Origin of the sequence: Pseudomonas sp. VD-NE ins (assembly GCF_031882575.1) — a bacterium.
GTDB lineage: Bacteria > Pseudomonadota > Gammaproteobacteria > Pseudomonadales > Pseudomonadaceae > Aquipseudomonas > Aquipseudomonas fluorescens_BZ.
Genome location: NZ_CP134772.1, coordinates 5,553,227 through 5,575,109, shown reverse-complemented (window position 1 = coordinate 5,575,109; position 21,883 = coordinate 5,553,227). Strand labels below are relative to the sequence as shown.

21 protein-coding genes and 1 tRNA gene are annotated in these 21,883 nt (G+C 59.4%); 8 read left to right on the top strand and 14 right to left on the bottom strand.

Translation table 11 applies throughout. The annotated features are described in order from the left end of the window. The 4 genes from RMV17_RS24795 to RMV17_RS24780 are packed head-to-tail and all read right to left on the bottom strand — an operon-like array spanning window position 1 to window position 3,935. On the bottom strand, window positions 1–1,047 hold the full coding sequence (locus RMV17_RS24795; RefSeq protein WP_311883271.1) for an extracellular solute-binding protein: 1,047 nt from the start codon (window positions 1,045–1,047) through the stop codon (window positions 1–3). A 27-nt stretch (window positions 1,048–1,074) separates the two neighbouring features. Next, window positions 1,075–1,881, bottom strand: a complete 807-nt coding sequence (locus tag RMV17_RS24790) for an ABC transporter permease (protein WP_007912916.1) — start codon at window positions 1,879–1,881, stop codon at window positions 1,075–1,077. Continuing rightward, entirely contained in the window at window positions 1,881–2,801 is a 921-nt protein-coding gene (locus RMV17_RS24785) for an ABC transporter permease (RefSeq protein ID WP_158960221.1), read from the bottom strand. Before RMV17_RS24785 ends, RMV17_RS24790 begins: the two co-directional genes overlap by 1 nt. A 15-nt stretch (window positions 2,802–2,816) precedes the next feature. Continuing rightward, on the bottom strand, window positions 2,817–3,935 hold the full coding sequence (locus tag RMV17_RS24780; RefSeq protein WP_311883266.1) for an ABC transporter ATP-binding protein: 1,119 nt from the start codon (window positions 3,933–3,935) through the stop codon (window positions 2,817–2,819). Between the two features lie 226 nt (window positions 3,936–4,161). On the opposite strand from RMV17_RS24780, the gene RMV17_RS24775 reads away from it, so the two are divergent. Then, window positions 4,162–5,064 (top strand): LysR substrate-binding domain-containing protein, encoded by a 903-nt coding sequence (locus RMV17_RS24775; protein ID WP_311883264.1) that lies wholly within the window; start codon window positions 4,162–4,164, stop codon window positions 5,062–5,064. Here RMV17_RS24775 and RMV17_RS24770 read toward each other — a convergent pair. Next, entirely contained in the window at window positions 5,057–7,114 is a 2,058-nt protein-coding gene (locus tag RMV17_RS24770) for a methyl-accepting chemotaxis protein (RefSeq protein ID WP_311883262.1), read from the bottom strand. The two genes, RMV17_RS24775 and RMV17_RS24770, sit on opposite strands and share 8 nt — an antisense overlap. Before the next feature lie 421 nt (window positions 7,115–7,535). Here RMV17_RS24770 and RMV17_RS24765 point away from each other — a divergent pair, with 421 nt between their 5' ends. Continuing rightward, entirely contained in the window at window positions 7,536–8,753 is a 1,218-nt protein-coding gene (locus RMV17_RS24765; RefSeq protein ID WP_129395496.1) for an MFS transporter, read from the top strand. 183 nt (window positions 8,754–8,936) lie between these two features. Here RMV17_RS24765 and ychF read toward each other — a convergent pair whose 3' ends face one another. The 8 genes from ychF to RMV17_RS24725 all read right to left on the bottom strand — a co-directional run bounded on the left by ychF (window position 8,937) and on the right by RMV17_RS24725 (window position 15,858). Then, window positions 8,937–10,037: a redox-regulated ATPase YchF gene (ychF, locus tag RMV17_RS24760; RefSeq protein ID WP_034156038.1), complete on the bottom strand. Its 1,101-nt coding sequence runs from the start codon at window positions 10,035–10,037 to the stop codon at window positions 8,937–8,939. A gap of 22 nt (window positions 10,038–10,059) precedes the next feature. Beyond that, window positions 10,060–10,644, bottom strand: a complete 585-nt coding sequence (pth, locus tag RMV17_RS24755; protein ID WP_116031475.1) for an aminoacyl-tRNA hydrolase — start codon at window positions 10,642–10,644, stop codon at window positions 10,060–10,062. Between the two features lie 171 nt (window positions 10,645–10,815). After that, window positions 10,816–11,418, bottom strand: a complete 603-nt coding sequence (locus tag RMV17_RS24750; RefSeq protein WP_034156037.1) for a 50S ribosomal protein L25/general stress protein Ctc — start codon at window positions 11,416–11,418, stop codon at window positions 10,816–10,818. A gap of 141 nt (window positions 11,419–11,559) precedes the next feature. Further along, window positions 11,560–12,501 (bottom strand): ribose-phosphate pyrophosphokinase, encoded by a 942-nt coding sequence (locus RMV17_RS24745; protein ID WP_003171603.1) that lies wholly within the window; start codon window positions 12,499–12,501, stop codon window positions 11,560–11,562. A gap of 45 nt (window positions 12,502–12,546) precedes the next feature. Beyond that, window positions 12,547–12,621, bottom strand: a tRNA-Gln gene (locus RMV17_RS24740). Window positions 12,622–12,657: 36 nt separating this feature from the next. Next, entirely contained in the window at window positions 12,658–13,509 is an 852-nt protein-coding gene (gene ispE / locus RMV17_RS24735) for a 4-(cytidine 5'-diphospho)-2-C-methyl-D-erythritol kinase (protein ID WP_311883249.1), read from the bottom strand. Window positions 13,510–13,512: 3 nt separating this feature from the next. Continuing rightward, complete coding sequence (gene lolB, locus RMV17_RS24730) at window positions 13,513–14,130, bottom strand: lipoprotein insertase outer membrane protein LolB (RefSeq protein WP_034156035.1); 618 nt, start codon at window positions 14,128–14,130, stop codon at window positions 13,513–13,515. 3 nt (window positions 14,131–14,133) lie between these two features. Further along, window positions 14,134–15,858 (bottom strand): tetratricopeptide repeat protein, encoded by a 1,725-nt coding sequence (locus tag RMV17_RS24725; RefSeq protein ID WP_034156034.1) that lies wholly within the window; start codon window positions 15,856–15,858, stop codon window positions 14,134–14,136. 182 nt (window positions 15,859–16,040) lie between these two features. Between RMV17_RS24725 and hemA the strand changes: the two genes are divergently transcribed. The 6 genes from hemA to RMV17_RS24695 all read left to right on the top strand — a co-directional run bounded on the left by hemA (window position 16,041) and on the right by RMV17_RS24695 (window position 21,401). Continuing rightward, entirely contained in the window at window positions 16,041–17,327 is a 1,287-nt protein-coding gene (gene hemA, locus RMV17_RS24720) for a glutamyl-tRNA reductase (RefSeq protein WP_007951716.1), read from the top strand. Then, window positions 17,324–18,406 carry a peptide chain release factor 1 gene (gene prfA / locus RMV17_RS24715; RefSeq protein WP_311883244.1) on the top strand — a complete coding sequence of 361 codons (1,083 nt, stop codon included), beginning with the start codon at window positions 17,324–17,326 and terminating at the stop codon, window positions 18,404–18,406. The genes hemA and prfA overlap by 4 nt, the downstream gene beginning before the upstream one ends. After that, window positions 18,407–19,237 (top strand): peptide chain release factor N(5)-glutamine methyltransferase, encoded by an 831-nt coding sequence (prmC, locus tag RMV17_RS24710; RefSeq protein ID WP_311883242.1) that lies wholly within the window; start codon window positions 18,407–18,409, stop codon window positions 19,235–19,237. It abuts the gene before it with no gap. Then, entirely contained in the window at window positions 19,231–19,986 is a 756-nt protein-coding gene (locus RMV17_RS24705) for a molybdopterin-synthase adenylyltransferase MoeB (RefSeq protein ID WP_034156031.1), read from the top strand. Before prmC ends, RMV17_RS24705 begins: the two co-directional genes overlap by 7 nt. After that, window positions 19,979–20,770: a glutamate racemase gene (murI, locus tag RMV17_RS24700; RefSeq protein ID WP_311883239.1), complete on the top strand. Its 792-nt coding sequence runs from the start codon at window positions 19,979–19,981 to the stop codon at window positions 20,768–20,770. The genes RMV17_RS24705 and murI overlap by 8 nt, the downstream gene beginning before the upstream one ends. 112 nt (window positions 20,771–20,882) lie before the next feature. Beyond that, window positions 20,883–21,401, top strand: coding sequence for an acyloxyacyl hydrolase (locus RMV17_RS24695; RefSeq protein WP_034156029.1), 519 nt, complete (start codon window positions 20,883–20,885; stop codon window positions 21,399–21,401). A gap of 132 nt (window positions 21,402–21,533) precedes the next feature. On the opposite strand, the gene RMV17_RS24690 is transcribed toward RMV17_RS24695, so the two are convergent. Then, window positions 21,534–21,839: a YkgJ family cysteine cluster protein gene (locus tag RMV17_RS24690; protein ID WP_007912865.1), complete on the bottom strand. Its 306-nt coding sequence runs from the start codon at window positions 21,837–21,839 to the stop codon at window positions 21,534–21,536. Between the last annotated feature and the right edge of the window lie 44 nt (window positions 21,840–21,883).

The window sequence follows — 21,883 nt, the reverse complement described above, 5'->3', positions numbered from 1 at the left end:
TCAACGCATCAGGTTGGTCCAGAGACGGTCGGCGAGGCGGATCGCGCCTTCACCGCAAGTCTTGCTGAACACCACGTTAGTGCCTTCGGGAATGTGCAATTCCGGCGCGTCCTTGAGCGCCGCGTCGAGGAACGGTTCAACGCCTTTGATCGGGCTCTGGTGCTTGAGGAAGTTCTGCGTCATCGCCGAGTTTTCCGGCTGACTGAGGAAGGCGATAAACGCCTTGGCATTCGCCGGATTCTTGCTGCCGGCAGGGATGACCATGTTGTCGACCCAGGCCAGTACGCCTTCTTTCGGGTAGAGGTATTTCAGCGTCGGTTTCATCTCGCGGGCACGCATCGACGAACCGCCCCAGAACATCGACATGTCGATTTCACCCGAGGCCAGGTTCTCGCGAATCGAGCCGGCCTTGGAACTGTAGGTCTTCACGAACGGCTTCTGCGCCTTGAGCAAAGTCAGCACTTGTTGCATCTGTTTCGGGTCTTCGCTGCACAGCGGAATGTTCAGGTAAAGGCTGGCCATGTCGACCATGTCGCTGACCGAGTCGAACATGTTGATGCGCCCCTGCAACTCGGCTGGCGGCTCATACAAAACCTTGTAGCTGTCGGCCGGGCCTTTGTAGCGCGCCGAGTCCAACACGACGCTGGTGGTGCCCCAGATGAACGGCACCGAATACGCGCCTTGCGGGTCCCAGCTCGGTTTTTTCAGGTTATCCACAACGCTGGCGTAGTAGGGCTCCTTGACCGGGTCGAAGCGTTCGAGCAGGTTTTCCTTGATCAGGATCGGCACGAACTGGTGCGACGGAATCGCCACGTCATAACCGGCGCCACCCTGTTTCAATTTCGCCAGCAGCGTCTCGTTGGAATCGTAGGAGTCGACGGTGACTTCGATGCCGGTCTGCTTCTGGAACTTGGCGAGAATTTCCGGCGAAAAATAGCCGCTCCAGCTCACTACGTTGAGTTTCTCGGCGGCCTGAACACTCGCGACCATGCTCAGCGGCACAGTCAGGAACAACGCAGTGCCGACGCTTTTTATCCACTTGCTCATGCTATTTCCCCACAGGTCGTAGAAGGTTCAGGCGTTCTTTTTGCCCAACAGGTAAGAGAGGCTGACGAACAGCACCGAGACGCCGAGGATCAGCGTCGACACGGCATTGACGTCGGGTGTCACCCCCATCCGCAGCAGGCCGAAAATGAAGATCGGCAGGGTCGTGGTGCCGGCCTGCGAGACCATCATCGAGATGACGAAGTTATCCAGCGAGACGATGAAGGCCAGCATCAGCCCGGAAAATATCCCTGGCATCAGCAGCGGCAAAGTGACCTTGCGAAAGGTCCGCCACGGGCCCGCGTAGAGGTCGGCCGAGGCTTGTTCCAGCGACAGGTCCATGTCGTTCAGCCGCGCGCGAATCGGCAGATAGGCGAAGGGAATGCAGAACACCGTGTGCGCGATGATCAGGTTGCCGTAACCCAGCGAAAGACCGATGGTCGAGAACAGCGCCAGCGTCGCCACACCGACGACAATTTCCGGCAACACCAGCGGCAACATGATCGCGCCCATCGACAAGTGCAGGCCCTTGAACTTGGCCCCGCGCGAGGTGCCGAGGGCGGCGAGGGTGGCAATCGCCGTGGCGATCATGCTCGCGCACACCGCAATCAACAGGCTGTTGCCGGCGGCCTGGCGCAAGGCCTGATTGGCGAACGCGGCGCGATACCAGTCGAGGCTGAAACCGGTCCACACCGTGGCCGATTGGTTGGCGTTGAACGAGAACACCACCAGCACCACGATCGGCGCGTAGAGGTACAGATAGAACAGAAAACTGAAGCCGCCGAAACCGGGAAAGTCCTGCACGCCCAGCCCTTTGCGTTTGAATAGCGCGAGCATTACGCACCTCCTTTGGCGATGCGCTGGCGCTCGGCGCGCAAGGCATAAACGGTCAGCACCAGCATCACGGCGGCCATCAGCACCAGCGACAGCGCTGCACCAAACGGCCAGTTACGCGCATCGCTGAACTGCCGGAAGATCAGGTTGCCGAGCATCATTCGCGTGCCACCGCCGAGCAATTCCGGAGCGATCATCGCGCCCAGGCACGGTACGAAAGTGAGGATGGCGCCGGCGAGAATTCCCGGTTTGGCGATCGGTAACACCACTTTGCGCAAGGTGCGCACGCGGCCGGCATACAGGTCCTGCGCGGCTTCGAGCAGGCGGATGTCCATCTTTTCCAGCGTCGCGTAAATCGGCAACACCACGAACGGCGCGTAGGTGTAAACCAGCCCCAGCAGCACCGCGCCGTCGGTGTACAACAACTGCAACGGTTCATGGATAACGCCCATGCCCATCAGGCTGTTGTTGATCACCCCGGTGTTACGCAGCAGCAGAATCCACGCGTAAGTGCGGATCAGCAGGTTGGCCCAGAACGGCACGGTGATCAGAAAAATCAGCAAACCGCGTCGATGCGCCGGCTGCATGGCCAGCCACACCGCCACCGGGAAACCGATCAGCAGCGTGATGATGGTGGTCAGCCCGGCAATGCCGATCGAGCGCAGCGCGATGATCAAATACGAGTCGGCAAACGCGAGGCTGTCGTCCAGTTGCCGCTCGAACAGCAGCGAGGTGTAGGCGTCACTGCTGAAGACTTTATTGACCCCGCCGTAGGGGTTGGCCTCCATCAGCGAATAGCCGATGACGATGAGAATCGGCACCACCAGAAACAAACAGATAGCGATCAGCGCCGGGCTGACCCCGAGGAAGCTCTGGAAGGCTTTGCGCCGTTCCAGCGTATTGGCAATCGGTAAGGCGTGCATGGCAATTCCTCCGGCTCAATCGTGCAGGACGCTGGCGCTTCCACGGTCGAACAACAGACCGGCCTGAGAGCCGACGGCAAAGCGCAGGCTTTGATCGACGCAATTTGGCGTACGCACGGTGAGGCGCGAACCGTCGCTGAGGCTGACCTGATATTGCAGATCGGTGCCGAGATAGATCTGCGCTTCGATCCGGCACGGCAACGCGTTTTCGCTGTTGGACGGCAGCAGATGCAGGCGCTCCGGGCGTACCGACAAGGTCACGCTGGCGCCGACTGCCACGTCGCTGCACGGTTGCGCCGGCAGCGGATGCCCGGCAGGCCCGGCGAACCAGGCCAAGCCGTCTTCCACGCGAGTGACTGAGCCTTCGATGAAGTTGGTTTCGCCGATGAAGTCGGCGACGAAGCGATTACGCGGGCGTTCGTAGATGTCTTCCGGCCGCCCGACCTGCTGCACTTCGCCTTCGGACAATACGGCGATGCGGTCGGACATGGTCAGCGCTTCTTCCTGGTCGTGGGTGACGAAGATGAAGGTGATGCCGGTCTTGGCCTGGATGGCTTTCAACTCTTCGCGCATCGCCTGACGCAGCTTGAGATCGAGTGCCGACAGCGGCTCATCGAGCAGCAACACTTTCGGATGCGGTGCCAAAGCGCGGGCGAGGGCGACGCGTTGTTGCTGACCGCCCGACAGCTGCGCCGGTTTGCGATTGGCGAAGCGCTCCATCTGCACCAGCGCCAGCATCTCGCGCACACGCTCGGTGATTTGCGCTTTGGTGAGGACTTTGCCCATCGGCTGTGATTCGAGGCCGAAGGCCAGGTTCTCGGCAATGGTCATGTGCGGGAACAGCGCGTAATGCTGGAACACCGTGTTGACCGGCCGCTGGAACGGTGGGCGATCAGCGATGTTTTCGCCATAGAGCAGGATCTCGCCTTCGGTGGGAAATTCGAACCCGGCGATCATCCGCAGTAGCGTGGTCTTGCCGCAGCCGGAAGGGCCGAGAAGGGTGAAGAATTCGTTGTCGCGGATGTCCAGGTCGATGCTTTTCAGCGCCACCGGACCGGTCTGCGGATCACCGTAAACCTTGCGTACTGAGCGGATCGAGACCGCCAGCGTTTGCAGCGAATGCAGGGCATTCATGCGTTACCTCCGATTCCCCCATCGCCTGCGACTCGCTTGCAAAAGCGTTGCCGTCGGGCCATGGATATTATTTTTTTGGGCAGGATCGAGATTGCGTTCGGGTGTGAAACCAGCTGTTTTTTTGTTCTGCTGTGGCTCGATTATCAGCCAGGGGTTGCGCGGCGCGACACTTCAATTTAAACATGGCAGGTGTTAGTTAATTTAACAGCCGAAGGTGCCAGGAATCATGCCCGACCACCGTTTGCCGCCGCTCAACGCGGTGCGCGCCTTTGATGCCGCCGCCCGTTTGGGCAGCTACGTCGAAGCCTCGAAAGCCCTGCACGTGACCCAGCCTGCGATTGGCCGCCATGTGAAATTGCTCGAGGACTGGTTGGGCATTCAATTGTTCGAGCGCACCTCGCGCGGGGTCAATCTGACGCCGGCGGGGGAGAAGTATCACCGCAAGATCAGCGCCGCTTTGCAGTTGATCATCGAGGCCGGCAAAGAGGCGCAACCGAAAGATGCCGAGCGCTGGCTGCGGATCATGGTGGTGCCGGGTTTTGCCAAGCGTTGGCTGATGCCGAGGATCGAAGCGCTGCGGCATTTGCGCCCGGGATTGAAACTGGCGATCGAGCCGAACTCGACCTTCACCGAAGTGGATGGAAAAAGTGCCGACCTCGGTATCGTCTACGGCCTCGACGGGCAGTATGCCGACTCACGGGAAACGCTGATTTGCCCGCGAGTGTTCCCGATCTGCACGCCGGCCTATCTGGCCAGCATCGCACCGATCAACAGCCCGGCCGATCTGATCAGCCACGAACTGATCCACGTTGATGACGGCGAATGGTGGAACCTCTGGTTCGCCGCGCACGACCTCGATATCCACCTCAATTCCGACATGCTCTACGTCAACAATGACCACGCGCTGTCGGTCGCCGAGAGCGGGCAGGGCATCGCGCTGGCCAACGAGGTGCTGGTGCGGCATGAACTGGCCTGCGGCAAACTGGTGCGCGCGGTCGACGCCCAGGTGAAGCTTGAGAGTTATCGCGTGCTGACGCCGTCCGCCGAACTCTCGGCGGATGTGGCGTGGTTTATTCAATGGCTCAAGGCCGAACTGGAAGCGGACTTCCCCGAGGCTGTGATCAACTGAGGCGGAAACGCGCGGTGTTGTCGCTCAGCGCTTTGCTGCCCTGGCTCAGGGTGTCTGCGGCAAGATTCACCGCCCGCGCGCCTTCGAGCAAGCGCACGGCCGCCTGATCGACCTGCTGGATATTACCGCTGACTTCATCGGCGGTACTCGCTTGTTCTTCAACCGCCGTGGCGATCTGCGCCAGGGTGTCGGTGACGCTCTGCACGGCGCTGGCGATTTCGCCCAAGCGCTCACCGAGACCGGTGACCGATTCGGCATCGGTTTGCGCCTGGCCGCAGGCAGCTTCCATCAAACTCACGGCTTCGTTGACCGTTGCGCGCAAGCTGTCGACCGTGCCGGCGATTTGTGCGGTGGACGACTGCGTGCGTTGCGACAGGCTGCGCACTTCATCGGCGACTACGGCGAAACCGCGACCTTGCTCACCGGCTCGCGCGGCTTCGATAGCCGCGTTGAGCGCAAGCAGATTGGTCTGTTCGGCGACGCCGCGAATCGTGTCGACGACCAATTGAATCTGCTGGCCTTGCTCGCTGACTCGACCGAGTGCAGCAGCGGTGTCGTTCAGGCGTTGATTGAGTTGCTGAATGCTCGCCGTGGTGCGCTGGCTGTCGCGGCTGCTGTCAGCAGCAATGCGTCGGGTGTGCTGAGCGCTGCCGGACGCTTGCTCGCAACTCTGCGCCACGCCTTGCGACGTCGCTGCCAGTTGCGTGGCAGCTGCGGCGATTTGGCTGATCTGCAACTGCTGCGCTTCGACTTCGCCGAGGGCGCCGCTGGAGTGCTCGTTGAGGCTGCGCACGGCATGGCTCAACTGCGAGGTTTCGTGATCGACACCAAGCATGCTCGTGCGCAGTTGCACAACGGCAACGTTGAGTGCGGTGCTGATCGCTGCCAGCTCATCGCGGCCTACTACCGGCACTTGCAAGCTCAGGTTGCCGTCGCGCAGAGCTTCGGCGAGCAGGGTGATGCCGCTGGCGCTGCGGCGGATCGAGGCTTGCAGGCAGACGAACAGGTACAGCGCCGCCAGCAGCAGGCAGCCGAAGATGCCTGCGACGAGGATGAACTGACGGATCGCCGAGCTGTGGTAGGCGTCGAGCCTTTGATCCAGCGACACCAGCGATTGCTGGCGCAGGGCGGCGAGGTCGGTCAGTAAGGCGTCGAGGCTGCGCTCGAAGTCGTCCGGTTTGAGCGTGATGCTGCCGCCGAACACGCCGTCATCAAGGACCTTCAGGCCGCTGTCGAGGCGTTTCAGGCTGTCGTGGTATTGGCTGGCCCAGCTCTGCTGATCTTTCGGCAGGCGTGCTTCGAGCAGCGTGGCAGTTTTCACCAGTTGCTCGCGGGCATCGCCGATGCGGCTGCGCAGGTCGCGCAATTGCAATCGGCTTTGCAGGGTGAATTGGCCGGAGACCACTGAGGCCTGGCCGACCGCAGCGAGGCGGCCGACGCGTTCGATCAGGTCCGGCGCGTGCTGCGTGGAAATCTGCGTGAGCAGATAGGTTTCCAGCCAGGGCGCGAGGGTCAGGCGATTGTCCATGACGATTTGTTCGCGCAACGCTTGCAGGGCGCTGAGGGCGTTGGTGAAACGATCGTAACCGTCCGGCCACCAACCGACACCGCTGAGGCTTTTCGAATCCAGACCATTCAGAGCGGTTTGCAGCGCCTGATAGCGCGTGAGGGTTTCGCCTTCAGCACCTTCATTTTTCAGGGCGGTGCCCAAATCTGTGGTGGCTTGCAGAACTGCCGGTTGCACTGCGTCAAACGCGCCCATGGCGGCGAGGGTAGCGGGCGTCGGTTGGCGATTGGTTTCGGTGGCGCGCCAACGGGCGGCACGGTCACGTTGCGCGGCGAGCAGGTTGTCCAGCGCATCGAGTGCGAGCAACTGACGCACGCCAGCACGTTCGCCGGAAATCAGATTGAGCTTGTCGCGATAGTCCTGGCCGATCATCAACAGGCTGCCGGCCAACGGCAGAATGAACAGCAGAAACAACAACTGGAATTTACCGGCGAAGCCAAACCGCCCCAGCAATTTGATCCCCGGTGAAAGGAAAGCCTGCATGCCCCATGACTCCTCTGGACACCACGCACCAATGGCGTGCATCGCGGTCGTGCGACGTTGATGTTGTGCCCTGCTAAAAGGCCTCGAAAGTTCACTCTCGCCCGCTCTGTAGGCCGGCTCTGTAGCGAAACTTCCCATTGTCGGGCGCCTTTGTAAGGCGCCCGCGTTCAAGGGATGAAACAAGGCAAGATTCAGACCATGGCGTTGCGCTATCACCTATCCCTTGTAGGAGCTGCCGAAGGCTGCGATCTTTTGATCTGTGTTTTTAACGGCAAGATCAAAAGATCGCAGCCTGCGGCAGCTCCTGCATGATTCGGTCAGGTCAGTTAGTTAGCTGGCTAAGGGGATGGCGCTGGCGCACCGAAAAATGGCACATTGACGCACCTGCCTGTGTGCACCCATCTGCTGTCCGGAAACTTCCATGGCTATCAGCAACGTTCAGACCGCCGCTGCCTCGGCGCCCGCTGCTCCGCAAAGCAGTCCATTGGTGATGCGTATCATCGGCGCGGTGGCGCTGGCGCATTTGATCAACGATCTGATCCAGTCAGTGCTGCCGTCGATCTACCCGATGCTCAAGGCCAATTACGGCCTGACCTTTACTCAGGTCGGCTTGATCACTTTGACCTTTCAACTGACGGCCTCACTGCTGCAACCGTGGGTCGGTTATCACACCGATCGGCATCCGAAACCGTGGCTGTTGCCGGCGGGTTCGATCTGCACGCTGATTGGCATTGTGATGATGTCGATGGTCGGCAGTTTCCCGCTGATTCTGCTGGCGGCGGCGCTGATCGGGATCGGTTCCTCGACGTTCCATCCTGAAGCCTCGCGGATTGCCCGGCTGGCCTCGGGCGGACGTTTTGGACTGGCGCAATCGACCTTCCAGGTTGGCGGTAACGCCGGTTCAGCGTTCGGCCCGTTGCTGGCGGCGGCGATCATCATTCCGTTCGGTCAGGCCAATGTGGCGTGGTTCGGTTTGTTCGCAGTGTTTGCGCTGTTCGTGCTGTACCGCATCAGCCGCTGGTACGCCCATCACTTGAATCTGTTCAAGCTCAAGGCCGGTCAGGCAGCGACTCACGGGCTGTCGAAGGGCAGGGTGACCAGTGCGTTGGTGGTGCTGGGGCTGTTGGTATTTTCGAAGTATTTCTACATGGCCAGCCTGACCAGTTACTTCACGTTCTACCTGATCGAGAAGTTCGATCTGTCGGTGGCCAGTTCGCAGCTGCACTTGTTTCTGTTCCTCGGTGCAGTGGCGGCGGGGACCTTCTTCGGCGGGCCGATTGGCGACAAGATCGGGCGTAAAGCGGTGATCTGGTTCTCGATCCTCGGCGTGGCGCCGTTCACGTTGCTGATGCCCCACGTTGACCTGTTCTGGACCACGGTTCTCAGCGTTGTGATCGGTTTCATTCTGGCGTCGGCGTTTTCGGCGATTGTGGTGTATGCGCAGGAACTGGTGCCGGGCAATGTCGGGATGATTGCCGGGGTGTTCTTCGGTTTGATGTTTGGTTTTGGCGGGATCGGCGCGGCGTTGCTCGGGCATCTGGCGGATGTGCACGGGATTGAGTACGTGTATTTCCTGTGCTCGTTCCTGCCATTGTTTGGCGTGTTGGCGATCTTCTTGCCGCGCACCAAAAAGGCCTGACGCCACACAATCCCCAACTGTGGGAGCGAGCCTGCTCGCGAATGCGGTGTGTCATCCGCAGAGATGTGACTGACACTCCCTCTTCGCGAGCAGGCTCGCTCCCACAGGGGAATTGTGTACAGCGATAAATTTCAGGCACAAAAAAGCCGCGTATCAAACGCGGCTTTTTCTTGGGCGTAACGCTTACACGTTGAAGCGGAAGTGCATCACGTCGCCGTCTTTGACGATGTAATCCTTGCCTTCAAGACGCCATTTACCGGCTTCTTTGGTACCGGCTTCGCCCTTGTACTGGATGAAGTCGTTGTAGGCGATCACTTCGGCGCGGATGAAGCCCTTCTCGAAGTCGGTGTGGATCACGCCAGCAGCCTGAGGTGCGGTGGCACCGACTTTGACGGTCCAGGCGCGGACTTCTTCGACACCGGCGGTGAAGTAGGTCTGCAGGTGCAGCATTTCGTAGCCGGCGCGGATCACGCGGTTCAGGCCAGGCTCTTCCAGGCCCAGGGCCTCGAGGAACATGTCCTTCTCTTCGCCGTCATCCAGCTCGGCGATTTCCGCTTCGATCTTGTTGCAGACCGGAACAACCATGGCGCCTTCTTCTTCGGCGATGGCGCGAACCACGTCCAGGTGCGGGTTGTTCTCGAAACCGTCTTCAGCGACGTTGGCGATGTACATGACCGGTTTGGTGGTCAGCAGGTGGAAGCCCTTGATCACCGCTTTTTCGTCGGTGCTCATGTTCTTCATCAGGCTGCGCGCCGGTTTGGCTTCGGTGAAGTGCGCGATCAGTTGCTCCAGCAGAGCCTTCTGAACCACGGCGTCCTTGTCACCGCCCTTGGCGTTGCGCGCGACTTTCTGCAGTTGCTTCTCGCAGCTGTCAAGGTCGGCGAAGATCAGTTCCAGGTCGATGATTTCGATGTCGCGTTTCGGGTCAACGCTGTTGGAAACGTGGATCACGTTTTCGTCTTCGAAGCAGCGCACAACGTGAGCGATCGCGTCGGTTTCGCGGATGTTGGCGAGGAACTTGTTGCCCAGGCCTTCACCTTTCGAGGCGCCGGCTACCAGGCCTGCGATGTCGACGAATTCCATGGTGGTCGGCAGGATGCGCTTTGGATTGACGATAGCCGCCAGTGCTTCCAGACGCGGATCCGGCATCGGCACGATGCCGCTGTTCGGCTCGATGGTGCAGAAGGGGAAGTTCTCGGCCGCGATACCGGATTTGGTCAGGGCGTTGAACAGGGTGGACTTGCCGACGTTAGGCAGGCCGACGATGCCGCAATTGAATCCCATGGTGTTTCCCCTCGGAGTAGAGTCAGGCCTTCTGGCTGTGCAGGTTTTTCATCGCGCGGTTCCATTCACCGGCGAGGATATCCGGCAGCACGCCGAGGGCAAAGTCGATGCTGGCATCGAGTTTTTCCTGTTCGGCGCGTGGCGCACGACCCAGGACGAAATTTGAAACCATACTGGCGACGCCCGGGTGGCCAATGCCAAGCCGCAGGCGGTAGAACGTATTCTGATTACCCAGTTGCGCAATGATGTCGCGCAACCCGTTGTGACCGCCATGGCCGCCGCCCTGCTTGAGCTTGGCAACGCCCGGAGGCAAGTCGAGTTCGTCATGCGCCACGAGGATTTCTTCAGGCTTGATGCGGAAGAAACCGGCGAGTGCCGCCACGGCCTGGCCGCTGCGGTTCATGTAAGTGGTGGGAATCAGCAGACGAACATCCTGACCCTGATGCGAATAGCGCCCGGTCAGGCCGAAATATTTGCGATCGACCACAAGATTCACATTCTGTGCGTGGGCGATGCGCTCAACAAAAAGGGCCCCTGCGTTATGCCGGGTCTGGTCGTATTCGGCGCCTGGATTTCCCAGGCCAACGATCAGTTTGATGGCAGTCACGATAGGGGCCCTTCCTTTGAGTAGTGAGTAACATCGCCGCGATCAGGGAAAGCGGCGAAAGTGGACGAAAAATGCTCATTTACCATGGATGTAAACTCCGCGTTCTCGCCCGCTTTCTCGCTACGTTCCAGTCCGCGATGTTACTTGCTCACTCAGGCATGACAGAGTGAATTACTCTGCTGCGCCTTCTTCGGTAGCTTCTGGAGCAACGCGTGGAGCGTGTACGTTTGCAACAGCTTTGTCGTCACCGTGAGCCAGTGCAACGAACTCAACGCCTTTAGGGGCTTTGATGTCGGACAGGTGGACGATTGCGCCGATTTCCAGAGCCGACAGGTCGACTTCGATGAACTCAGGCAGATCTTTCGGCAGGCAAGTTACTTCGATTTCGTTCAGGACGTGCGAGATCTCGCCGCCTTTCTTGACCGGAGCTTCTTCACCAACAAAGTGCACAGGCACGATAGCGGTCAGTTTCTGACCGGCTACGACGCGTACGAAGTCAGCGTGCAGAACGTGACCCTTGGACGGGTGACGTTGCAGAGCTTTGATGATGACGTTCTGCTTTTTGCCGCCAACGTTCAGTTCGATAACGTGGCTGTAAGCCGCTTCGTTTTCGAGCAGTTTGGCAACTTCTTTGGCCAGCATGCTGATGGATTCAGGGGCTTTTTCGCCACCGTAAACAACAGCTGGAACCAGAGCGGCGAGACGACGCAGGCGGCGGCTCGCACCTTTCCCCAGGTCGGAACGCACTTCAGCATTCAGAGTAAAATCGTTCATTTTGTATCTCCAAAATAGCCATGACCGAGTGGCGTTTGCGACCAGCGCCGAACACGGTATGGGCAAAAAAGCCCCGCCCCGACAGGAATGCCGGGGCGGGGCGCTTTTCGTCAACGAGACATTTCGAGAAGGGCAGGGCCCTTAACGGAACATCGCGCTGATCGATTCTTCATTGCTGATGCGGCGAACCGCTTCGGCAACAACCGGTGCGATATCCAGTTGACGGATACGTGCACAGGCTTGTGCTGCAGCGGACAGCGGGATGGTGTTGGTCACCACCAGCTCGTCCAGCACGGAATTTTCGATATTCTCGATGGCCCGACCCGACAACACAGGGTGTGTGCAGTAGGCAAAGACCTTGGCTGCGCCATGCTCTTTCAAGGCCTTGGCCGCGTGGCACAGAGTGCCGGCGGTATCGACCATGTCATCGACCAGAATACAGGTACGCCCTTCGACATCACCGATGATATGCATCACTTCAGAGTGATTGGCTTTTTCACGGCGTTTGTCGATGATCCCGAGGTCCACGCCCAGGGATTTGGCAACGGCACGTGCACGCACAACGCCACCAATGTCCGGGGACACGATCATCAGGTTTTCGAAGCGCTGATCTTCAATGTCATCCACCAGAACCGGGGAGCCGTAGATGTTATCTACCGGAATATCGAAGAAACCCTGAATCTGGTCAGCATGCAGATCAACCGTGAGAACACGGTCAATGCCGACTACGGTAAGCATGTCAGCAACGACTTTCGCGCTGATAGCCACACGTGCGGAACGCGGACGGCGATCCTGACGGGCATAACCAAAATAAGGAATAACAGCAGTGATACGAGTAGCCGAGGAGCGGCGGAAGGCATCAGCCATCACTACCAGTTCCATCAGGTTATCGTTGGTCGGAGCGCAAGTCGGCTGAATAATGAAAACGTCTTTACCGCGAACGTTTTCATTGATCTCGGCAGTAATTTCGCCGTCGGAGAACTTACCGACAGAGATGTCACCGAGAGGGATATGCAGCTGACGTACGACACGCCGAGCCAGATCGGGGTTAGCGTTCCCCGTAAAGACCATCATCTTGGACACGCGCAGTACCTAGAGGCTGAGGGTAACCTGGATGAGTATAGAAAATGGCAGGGGCGGCTGGATTCGAACCAACGCATGGCAGGATCAAAACCTGCTGCCTTACCGCTTGGCGACGCCCCTGTATCTGTTGCATCAAGTGCCGAGCACCTGGTTCCTTTAGAGCAGACTTTGCAGCTTGCGGTGCAACATCGAAACGTTGCTGCCTTTTGCTACAAACCCTGTAAGGGTCTCTGTCAGAAGGGCCGAGACTTTATCAGCTTCAGCTTTGCTTGGGAAGCCCCCAAACACACAACTTCCAGTTCCGGTGAGTTTTGCTTCGGTAAATTTACCTAACAAATCCAATGCGTTACGTACTTCTGGATAACGCCTTGCAACCACCGGCAAGCAGTCATTTCGACTGTTTCCCTCGGGAACGGGGCGCACTTTAATGGGCGGCGTGTTACGTGTCAACAAAGGATCGGAAAAAATTTCTGCCGTACTAACAGAGACTTGCGGCACGAGCACCAGATACCACGGTTCTTCGGGATCGACCGGGGTCAGTTTCTCGCCCACACCCTCGGCGAAAGCCGCATGGCCACGGACAAAAACCGGCACGTCGGCGCCGAGTGTCAGGCCCAGTGCGGCCAGGCGATCTTCATCCCAACCCAGTTGCCACAAATGATTCAGACCGAGCAAAGTCGTCGCCGCGTTCGAGCTGCCGCCCCCGATGCCGCCGCCCATGGGCAGGACTTTATCAATCCAGATATCGATGCCGAGCTTACAGTCGGACTGTTGCTGCAGCATTTTCGCCGCGCGCACGATCAGGTTGCTGTCATGCGGTACGCCTGCGAATTCGGTGTGCAGTTGAATCACGCCGTCATCACGCACGGCAAACGTGATTTCATCGCCGTAATCGACAAACTGAAACAGGGTCTGCAACTCGTGATAACCGTCTTCACGGCGACCGAGAATGTGCAGCATCAGGTTGAGTTTGGCCGGCGAGGGTAGGGTCAGACGTGCAGCGGTCATGGGTTATTGCCCCAGTTTGCGCGGTTGCCAGGTCTTGATCACCAGCGTCACGTCGAGGTCAGTGCCGTGCAGCTTGATGCGTTCCGGCAACCAGTAACCGTTCTGCTCGGTGTAAGCGGTGTATTCGACTTTCCAGCCATCTTGTTCCAGGCTGGCCAGACGGCTGTCGGCATCCAGATTCAGGCGGCTTTTGCTGTCCGGAGCCGGCAGGCCACGCACCCACCAGGCCAGATTCGACACCGGCAACTTCCAGCCAAGCTGCTCTTCGAGCAGGGCTTCCGGCGATTGCGATTCATAGCGGCCCTGATTGGCAACTTCCAGCGACACCTTGCCCGGACGCCCGGTCAGGCGTGCGGCGCCACGACCCAGCGGGCCGGACAAGCGGATGTCGTAGTAATCCTGACGTTGCAGCCAGAACAGCGTGCCGCTACCGGAATCTTTCGGCGCACGGATACCGATCTTGCCGTCGATCTGCCAGCCATCGAGGCCGGTCAGCTGTTGTTTGTTCGCGGCCCACTGAGCCGGGCTGCCGTGGCCCTCGACCGATTCGCGAGTGCCAAAACCCGAGCAACCGGCGAGCAGGGCGATGAAGCTGAAAACAATAACGTGGCGCAAAAACATGAGTTAAAGAGTCTCGGATCCGGTCAGGCGCTTGATGGTGCTGCGCAGAATTGTGCTGTCGGGCTGATCCTTGAGGAATTTGCCCCAGATTTGTTTGGCTTCACGCTGGTTGCCCTTGGTCCACAACACTTCGCCCAGATGTGCGGCGACTTCGTGATCAGGGAAACGCTCCAGCGCCTGACGCAGATATTTCTCGGCGTCATCCAGATTGCCCATGCGGTAATTCACCCAGCCGAGGCTGTCGAGAACCGCCGGGTCTTCCGGATTGATCTGGTGCGCCTGCTCGATCAGCGCCTTGGCTTCAGCATAGCGGGTGGTGCGGTCGGACAGGGTGTAGCCCAAAGCATTTAGCGCCATGGCGTTGTCCGGATCACGCTTGATGATCAGGCGCAGGTCTTTTTCCATCTGCGCCAGGTCATTGCGTTTTTCCGCGAGCATGGCACGGGTATAAAGCAGATTCAGATCGTCCGGGTACTGCAGCAAGGCTTGCTGCAAGACTTTCCAGGCTTTGTCGTCCTGTTTATTGGCCGACAGGGTTTCCGATTCGATCAGGTACAGCTGAATCGCGTAGTCCGGCTGCTCGTCGCGCTGGGCGGCGAGTTTGCTTTGCGCTTCTGCGGTCTTGCCGTTGTTCATCAGAATATCGGCCTGACGCAATTGCGCCGGCAGATAGTCATTGCCCGGGCCGACCTGGGCGTACTCAATGAGCGCGCCTTGCGGATCGTTGCGTTCTTCAGCGATGCGACCGAGGTTCAGGTGCGCCGAATCGACGTGGCTTTCACGGGCGATCAAGTCTTCCAGATAACCCTTGGCCTCGTCCCAGGCTTTGGCCTCAAGGCACACCAAGGCCAGCGAGTAACGCAGTTCGTCGTCTTCCGGGTATTGCTGAACAAGGCTGGAGAACTCGGCTTTGGCGTCGTCCATGCGGTCTTGTTCGACCAGCATGCGTGCGTAAGTCAGGCGCAGGCGTTTGTCGTCCGGGTACTTCTTGATGCTTTTTTGCAGCAATGGCAGCGCTTCGTCGCCGCGGTTCAGCAGTTGCAGCAGGCGCGCGCGCAGGAGGATCGGCGCAATCTCGCCTTCTTCCGGCGGGTGGTCTTCGAGCAATGCCAGCGCGGCTTTGTTGTCGCCATCCTGCTGCAACAACAGGGCCTTGCCGAAAATCAGCTGGCTGTTGTTCGGATGACGTTGCAACAAACGGTCGAAGCTTTTCATCAGACCGTTGCGGGTTTCCTGATCGGTATCCGCTGCCGACAGCGCGAGGAAGTCGAAATGGGTGTCGCCCTTGCCCTGCAGGACTTTCTCCATATAGACCATCGAGTCGTCATAACGCCCGGCGCGCGCCAGTTGCACGGCAGCGGCGCGTTGCGCTTCGAGGTCGTCCGGGGCGTTTTTCGCCCAGATCAGCGCGGTATCGAGGGCCGGTTGATCGGCGCCCAGATATTCGGCGATACGGAAGGCGCGCTCGGAGACGCCCGGATCCTGCGTATTGATGGCCTGGGTCACGTAGTTGTCCAGGGCAATGTCGAAACGATTGCGCTGGCCGGCGAGTTCGGCGCTCAGCAGGCTGAAAACGGTTTCCTCGCTGAACGAGCTGTAAACCTTGGGCTTTTCAGGCGCGGGCGTGGTGTCTTCAACCGACGGCGTACCGTCCGGCGAAACGGGAGCCAAGGCCTGGCAGCCGCTGAGGAAGACAAAAGCGAGGAGCAACGCGGAAGATCTATTCATATAGGAAGAGGACGACTAACCTGCGGTCGGATCATCATGACACAAGCCTTCGGCCAAACATAACCGAGACTCAATTGTGCCCATTATAGGGACTGACGATTGGGACAATAGTCAGCGGTAGTTGTTCTGAATCTTTCGAAGTAGGACAATTGCCGGCTTCACGTCACCATCAGCGACCTTGAATGGCCTTCCTTGCACTCGGTATCAACCACAAGACTGCGTCAGTAGACGTCCGCGAGCGCGTGGCTTTTACTCCTGAACAGCTGGTGGAGGCCTTGCAGCAGCTCTGCCGACTGACCGACAGCCGCGAAGCTGCGATCCTCTCCACCTGCAATCGCAGTGAGCTTTATATAGAACAGGATCAGCTTTCTGCCGATATCGTGTTGCGCTGGCTGGCCGACTATCACCATTTAAGCCTCGATGAGCTGCGCGCGAGTGCTTATGTGCATGAAGATGATGCGGCAGTTCGTCACATGATGCGCGTCGCCTCCGGGCTCGACTCGCTGGTGCTGGGCGAACCGCAGATTCTCGGTCAGATGAAGTCGGCCTACGCCGTGGCCCGCGAGGCCGGCACCATCGGCCCGCTGTTGGGGCGACTGTTTCAGGCAACGTTCAATGCCGCCAAACAGGTGCGCACCGACACCGCCATCGGTGAAAACCCGGTATCGGTGGCGTTTGCCGCCGTCAGCCTGGCGAAACAGATTTTCAGTGATTTGCAGCGTAGTCAGGCTTTGCTGATCGGCGCCGGCGAGACCATTACTTTGGTCGCCCGCCATTTGCACGAGCTGGGGGTCAAGCGCATCGTCGTCGCCAACCGCACGCTGGAACGCGCCAGTTTGCTGGCCGAACAGTTCGGCGCCCACGCGGTGTTGCTGTCGGACATCCCGGCAGAACTGGTACGCAGCGATATCGTTATCAGTTCGACCGCCAGTCAGTTGCCGATTCTTGGCAAGGGCGCGGTCGAGAGTGCATTGAAGCTGCGCAAACACAAACCGATCTTCATGGTCGACATCGCCGTTCCCCGCGATATCGAGCCGGAAGTCGGCGAGTTGGACGACGTTTACCTCTACAGCGTCGACGATCTCCACGAAGTGGTCGCCGAGAACCTCAAGAGTCGCCAGGGCGCAGCCCAAGCGGCGGAAGAAATGGTTTCGGTCGGCGCTGACGATTTCATGGTGCGCCTGCGTGAGCTGGCGGCGGTCGACGTGCTCAAGGCTTATCGTCAACAGAGCGAACGCCTGCGCGACGAAGAGCTGCAAAAGGCCCTGCGTCTGCTGGCCAACGGCGGCAACGCCGAAGACGTGCTCGGGCAACTGGCCCGTGGCCTGACCAATAAACTGTTGCATGCGCCCAGCGTGCAATTGAAAAAGCTTTCTGCCGAAGGCCGCCTCGATGCGCTGGCCATGGCCCAGGAACTCTTTGCCCTCGAGGGCTCACCGGATAGCTTTTCGGATAAAAAACCGCAATGAAAGCGTCACTGCTCAATAAGCTGGACATCCTCCAGGACCGTTTCGAGGAACTGACCGCGCTGCTCGGCGACGGCGAAGTCATTGCCGATCAGGCCAAATTCCGCGCTTATTCCAAGGAATACGCCGAACTCGAGCCGGTGGTACAAGGCTATAAAAAGCTGCTCGGCGTACAAAGCGATCTTGAAGGCGCGCAGGCGCTGCTCAAGGACAGCGACCCGGACATGCGTGAAATGGCCGTGGAAGAAGTCCGCGAAGCCAAGGAATTGCTGATAACCCTGGAAGCCGACCTGCAACGCATGTTGCTGCCCAAGGATCCGAATGACGGCCGCAACGTCTTCCTCGAAATTCGCGCCGGCACCGGTGGCGACGAGGCGGCGATCTTCTCCGGCGACCTGTTCCGCATGTACTCGCGTTACGCCGAGCGTCGCGGCTGGCGGGTCGAGATTCTTTCGGCAAACGAAGGCGAACACGGTGGCTATAAAGAAGTCATCGCGCGCATCGAAGGCGACAATGTTTACGGCAAGCTGAAATTCGAATCAGGCGCGCACCGCGTACAGCGTGTACCCGCTACCGAATCCCAGGGCCGTATCCACACTTCGGCCTGCACCGTGGCGGTGTTGCCCGAGCCGGACGAGCGCGAAGCCATCGAGATCAACCCGGCGGATTTGCGCGTCGACACGTTCCGCTCCTCCGGGGCCGGTGGTCAGCACGTCAACACCACCGACTCGGCGATCCGCATCACGCACATACCGACCGGCACCGTCGTCGAGTGTCAGGAAGAACGTTCCCAGCACAAGAACCGCGCTCGGGCGATGGCCTGGCTGTCGGCCAAACTCAACGATCAGCAAACCGCAGCGGCGGCCAACGCGATCGCCAGCGAGCGTAAATTGCTGGTTGGCTCGGGCGACCGTTCCGAACGTATCCGCACCTACAACTTTGCCCAGGGCCGGGTCACCGACCATCGCGTCAACCTGACCCTGTACTCCCTTGACGAAATTCTTGCCGGTGGCGTTGAAGCGGTGATCGAGCCATTGCTGGCCGAATACCAGGCTGACCAACTTGCAGCGATAGGTGAATAAATGACCATCATTGCCAGCCTGTTGCGCGCCGCCGAACTGCCGGACTCGCCCACCGCGCGCCTGGACGCTGAATTGCTTCTCGCCGCGGCGCTGGGCAAGTCGCGCAGCTTTTTGCACACCTGGCCCGAGCGCATCGTGCCGAGTGAAGCGGCACTGACCTTTGCCGAATACCTGCAACGGCGTCGTGGCGGTGAGCCGGTGGCCTACATTCTCGGGCAGCAGGGTTTCTGGAAACTCGATCTGGAAGTCGCGCCACACACGCTGATCCCGCGCCCGGACACTGAATTGCTGGTGGAAGCGGCGCTGGAATTGCTGCCCGCGACTCCAGCCAAAGTGCTCGACCTTGGCACCGGCAGCGGTGCGATTGCCCTGGCCTTGGCCAGCGAGCGTCCGGCATGGAAAGTCACTGCGGTAGATCGCGTACTCGAAGCCGTAGCCTTGGCCGAGCGCAATCGGCAGCGCCTGCATCTGAACAATGCCACGGTGCTGAGCAGCCATTGGTTCAGCGCGCTGGAAGGTCAGCGTTTTCAGTTAATCATCAGCAACCCGCCGTACATTGCTGCCGCCGATCCGCATCTGGTCGAAGGCGATGTGCGCTTCGAGCCGACCAGCGCATTGGTCGCCGGTGAAGACGGGCTCGACGATCTGCGTCTGATCGTCGCCCAGGCCCCGGAGCATCTGGAGGCCGCTGGCTGGCTGATGCTCGAACACGGCTATGATCAAGCCGAAGCCGTGCGCGATCTGTTGCTGACGCGCGGTTTTGAAGAAGTCCACAGCCGCACCGATCTGGGCGGTCATCAACGCATCAGTCTGGGGCGCCTGCCGTGCTGAATGATCAGGAATTGCTGCGCTACAGCCGGCAGATTCTGCTGCAACACATCGACATCGACGGGCAATTGAAGCTCAAGGACAGTCGCGTGCTGATCGTTGGTCTCGGCGGCCTTGGTGCGCCGGTGGCGCTGTATCTGGCGGCGGCCGGTGTCGGCCAATTGCATCTGGCGGATTTCGATACCGTCGACCTGACCAACCTGCAACGCCAGATCATTCACGACACCGACAGCGTCGGCATGAGCAAGGTCGACTCGGCGCTCAAGCGTCTGGGCGCGATCAACCCAGAGATTCAATTGATCGCCCATCGTCAGGCACTGGACGAAGACTCTCTCGCGGCTGCCGTGGCGGCGGTGGATCTGGTGCTCGACTGTTCCGATAATTTCTCCACCCGCGAAGCGGTCAACGCTGCGTGTGTGGCGGCGTGCAAACCTTTGGTCAGCGGCGCGGCGATTCGTCTGGAAGGGCAGTTGTCGGTGTTCGACCCGCGTCGTGCCGAGAGCCCGTGCTACCACTGTTTATACGGGCACGGCAGCGAAGCCGAACTGACTTGCAGCGAGGCCGGTGTGGTCGGGCCGCTGGTCGGCCTGGTCGGCAGTCTTCAGGCGCTGGAAGCGTTGAAAGTATTGGTCGGATTCGGTGAGCCGCTGATTGGCCGCTTGCTGCTGATCGATGCCCTCGGTTCGCGTTTCCGTGAACTGCGCGTCAAGCGCGATCCGGGGTGCAGCGTCTGTGGTTCGCGCCATGCGTGAAGCGCCGATCGGCGTGTTCGACTCCGGCGTCGGCGGCTTGTCGGTGCTGGCGGAAATCCAGCGTTTGCTGCCCAACGAATCGCTGCTCTATGTCGCCGATTGCGGGCACATTCCCTACGGCGAGAAAACCCCGGAGTTCATTCGCCAGCGTTGCAACGTGATGGCCGGGTTTTTCCGCGAGCAAGGCGCCAAGGCCTTGGTCATCGCGTGCAATACCGCGACGGTCGCGGGTGTTGCCGATCTACGCAGTGATTTTCCCGACTGGCCGCTTGTCGGTATGGAGCCTGCGGTCAAACCTGCCGCTGCCGCGACCCGCAGCGGTGTGGTCGGCGTCCTCGCCACTACCGGTACGTTGCAGAGCGCCAAGTTCGCCGCTTTGCTTGATCGCTTTGCCACTGACGTGCGTGTGATCACCCAGCCATGCCCCGGCCTGGTCGAGCTGATTGAAAGCGGCGATCTGCACAGCGCCGAGTTGCGCCAGTTGCTGCAAGGTTATGTCGAGCCACTGTTGGCCAGCGGTTGCGACACGATCATTCTGGGCTGCACCCACTATCCCTTTCTCAAGCCGATGCTCAAGTCGATGCTCCCTGCGGACATCAGCCTGATCGATACCGGCGCGGCTGTAGCACGGCAACTTCAGCGGCTTTTGGCGGAGCGCGATTTGCTCGCTGCCGGCCCGAACCAGCCGGTCAGATTCTGGACCAGCGCCGATCCTGCGTACTTCAAAAACATCCTGCCGTTACTGGGGCAGATTGCCGACGAAGTGCAAAACTTCAGCTTGTAAAAAAATTGTGAAATAACTAAAACTTCAGCTGAACTTCTGAGCAGGCGCTAGCTTCTATAGCGATGAGTTATCTAGAAAACCAAACGATCGTTCCGGAAAAGGAAGTTTCAACGTGAAGCGACTATTCTGCTTGGCCGCGATTGCGGCCGCACTGATGGGGCAAAGTATTACTGCACAAGCGGCCGGTGTGGAGTTCGCGGTGGGGGCCACCAGCGATTCGACCATGACGTACCGCTTGGGCATGAATTTCGACTGGGACAAGAGCTGGCTGCAAAGTGACGTCGGTCGTCTGACCGGTTACTGGAGCGGGGCTTACACCTACTGGGAAGGTGACAAGACCTCCAGCAACAACAGCCTGTCTTTCTCGCCGGTATTTGTTTACGAGTTTGCCGGTCAATCGGTCAAACCGTATGTGGAGGCGGGGATTGGTGTCGCGGCTTTCTCCAATACCAAGTACGAATCCAACAATCTCGGCGGCTCTTTCCAGTTTGAAGACCGCTTCGGTTTTGGTCTGCGTTTCAATGGCGGGCATGAAGTCGGGATTCGTGCGACGCACTATTCCAACGCCGGCCTGGCCAGCAGCAACGACGGTGTAGAAAGTTATTCGCTGCATTACACAATGCCGCTATAACTGCTAAACGCTTGACCCCTGTGGGAGCGAGCTTGCTCGCGAAAGCTATTTCATATTCAACGATGATGTTGAATGAAAGACCGCTTTCGCGAGCAAGCTCGCTCCCACAGTTGTTTTCAGTGAGCTCAAAAATCAGCGGTAGGCAGTGGTGATGCCTTTGCGCTCTTCAATGCACTCCGGCGCGCCCATCTCGAACTCGCGGCAGATCAGCGGGCGTTTCTCATAGATCGTGCACATCATGCTGTCGCGATCCAGCGCCGCGCACCAGCCGTCGTCCAGACGCAACATCACTTCGCCGCCCCATTCATCGGTATCGATAAAGCGATCAGGCACGCCAGTGTCGGTGATCAGCATCACTTCGAGCTGGCAACAGCACGCCGCGCAGGTCGAGCAGGTGACCGCAGGCTCGGTGATTTGCTGGTGGGGAATGGTTTTCATGGCGGCAGTGTAAGGCAGTCGCCGCCGTGCGTGTGAAAGGTCTG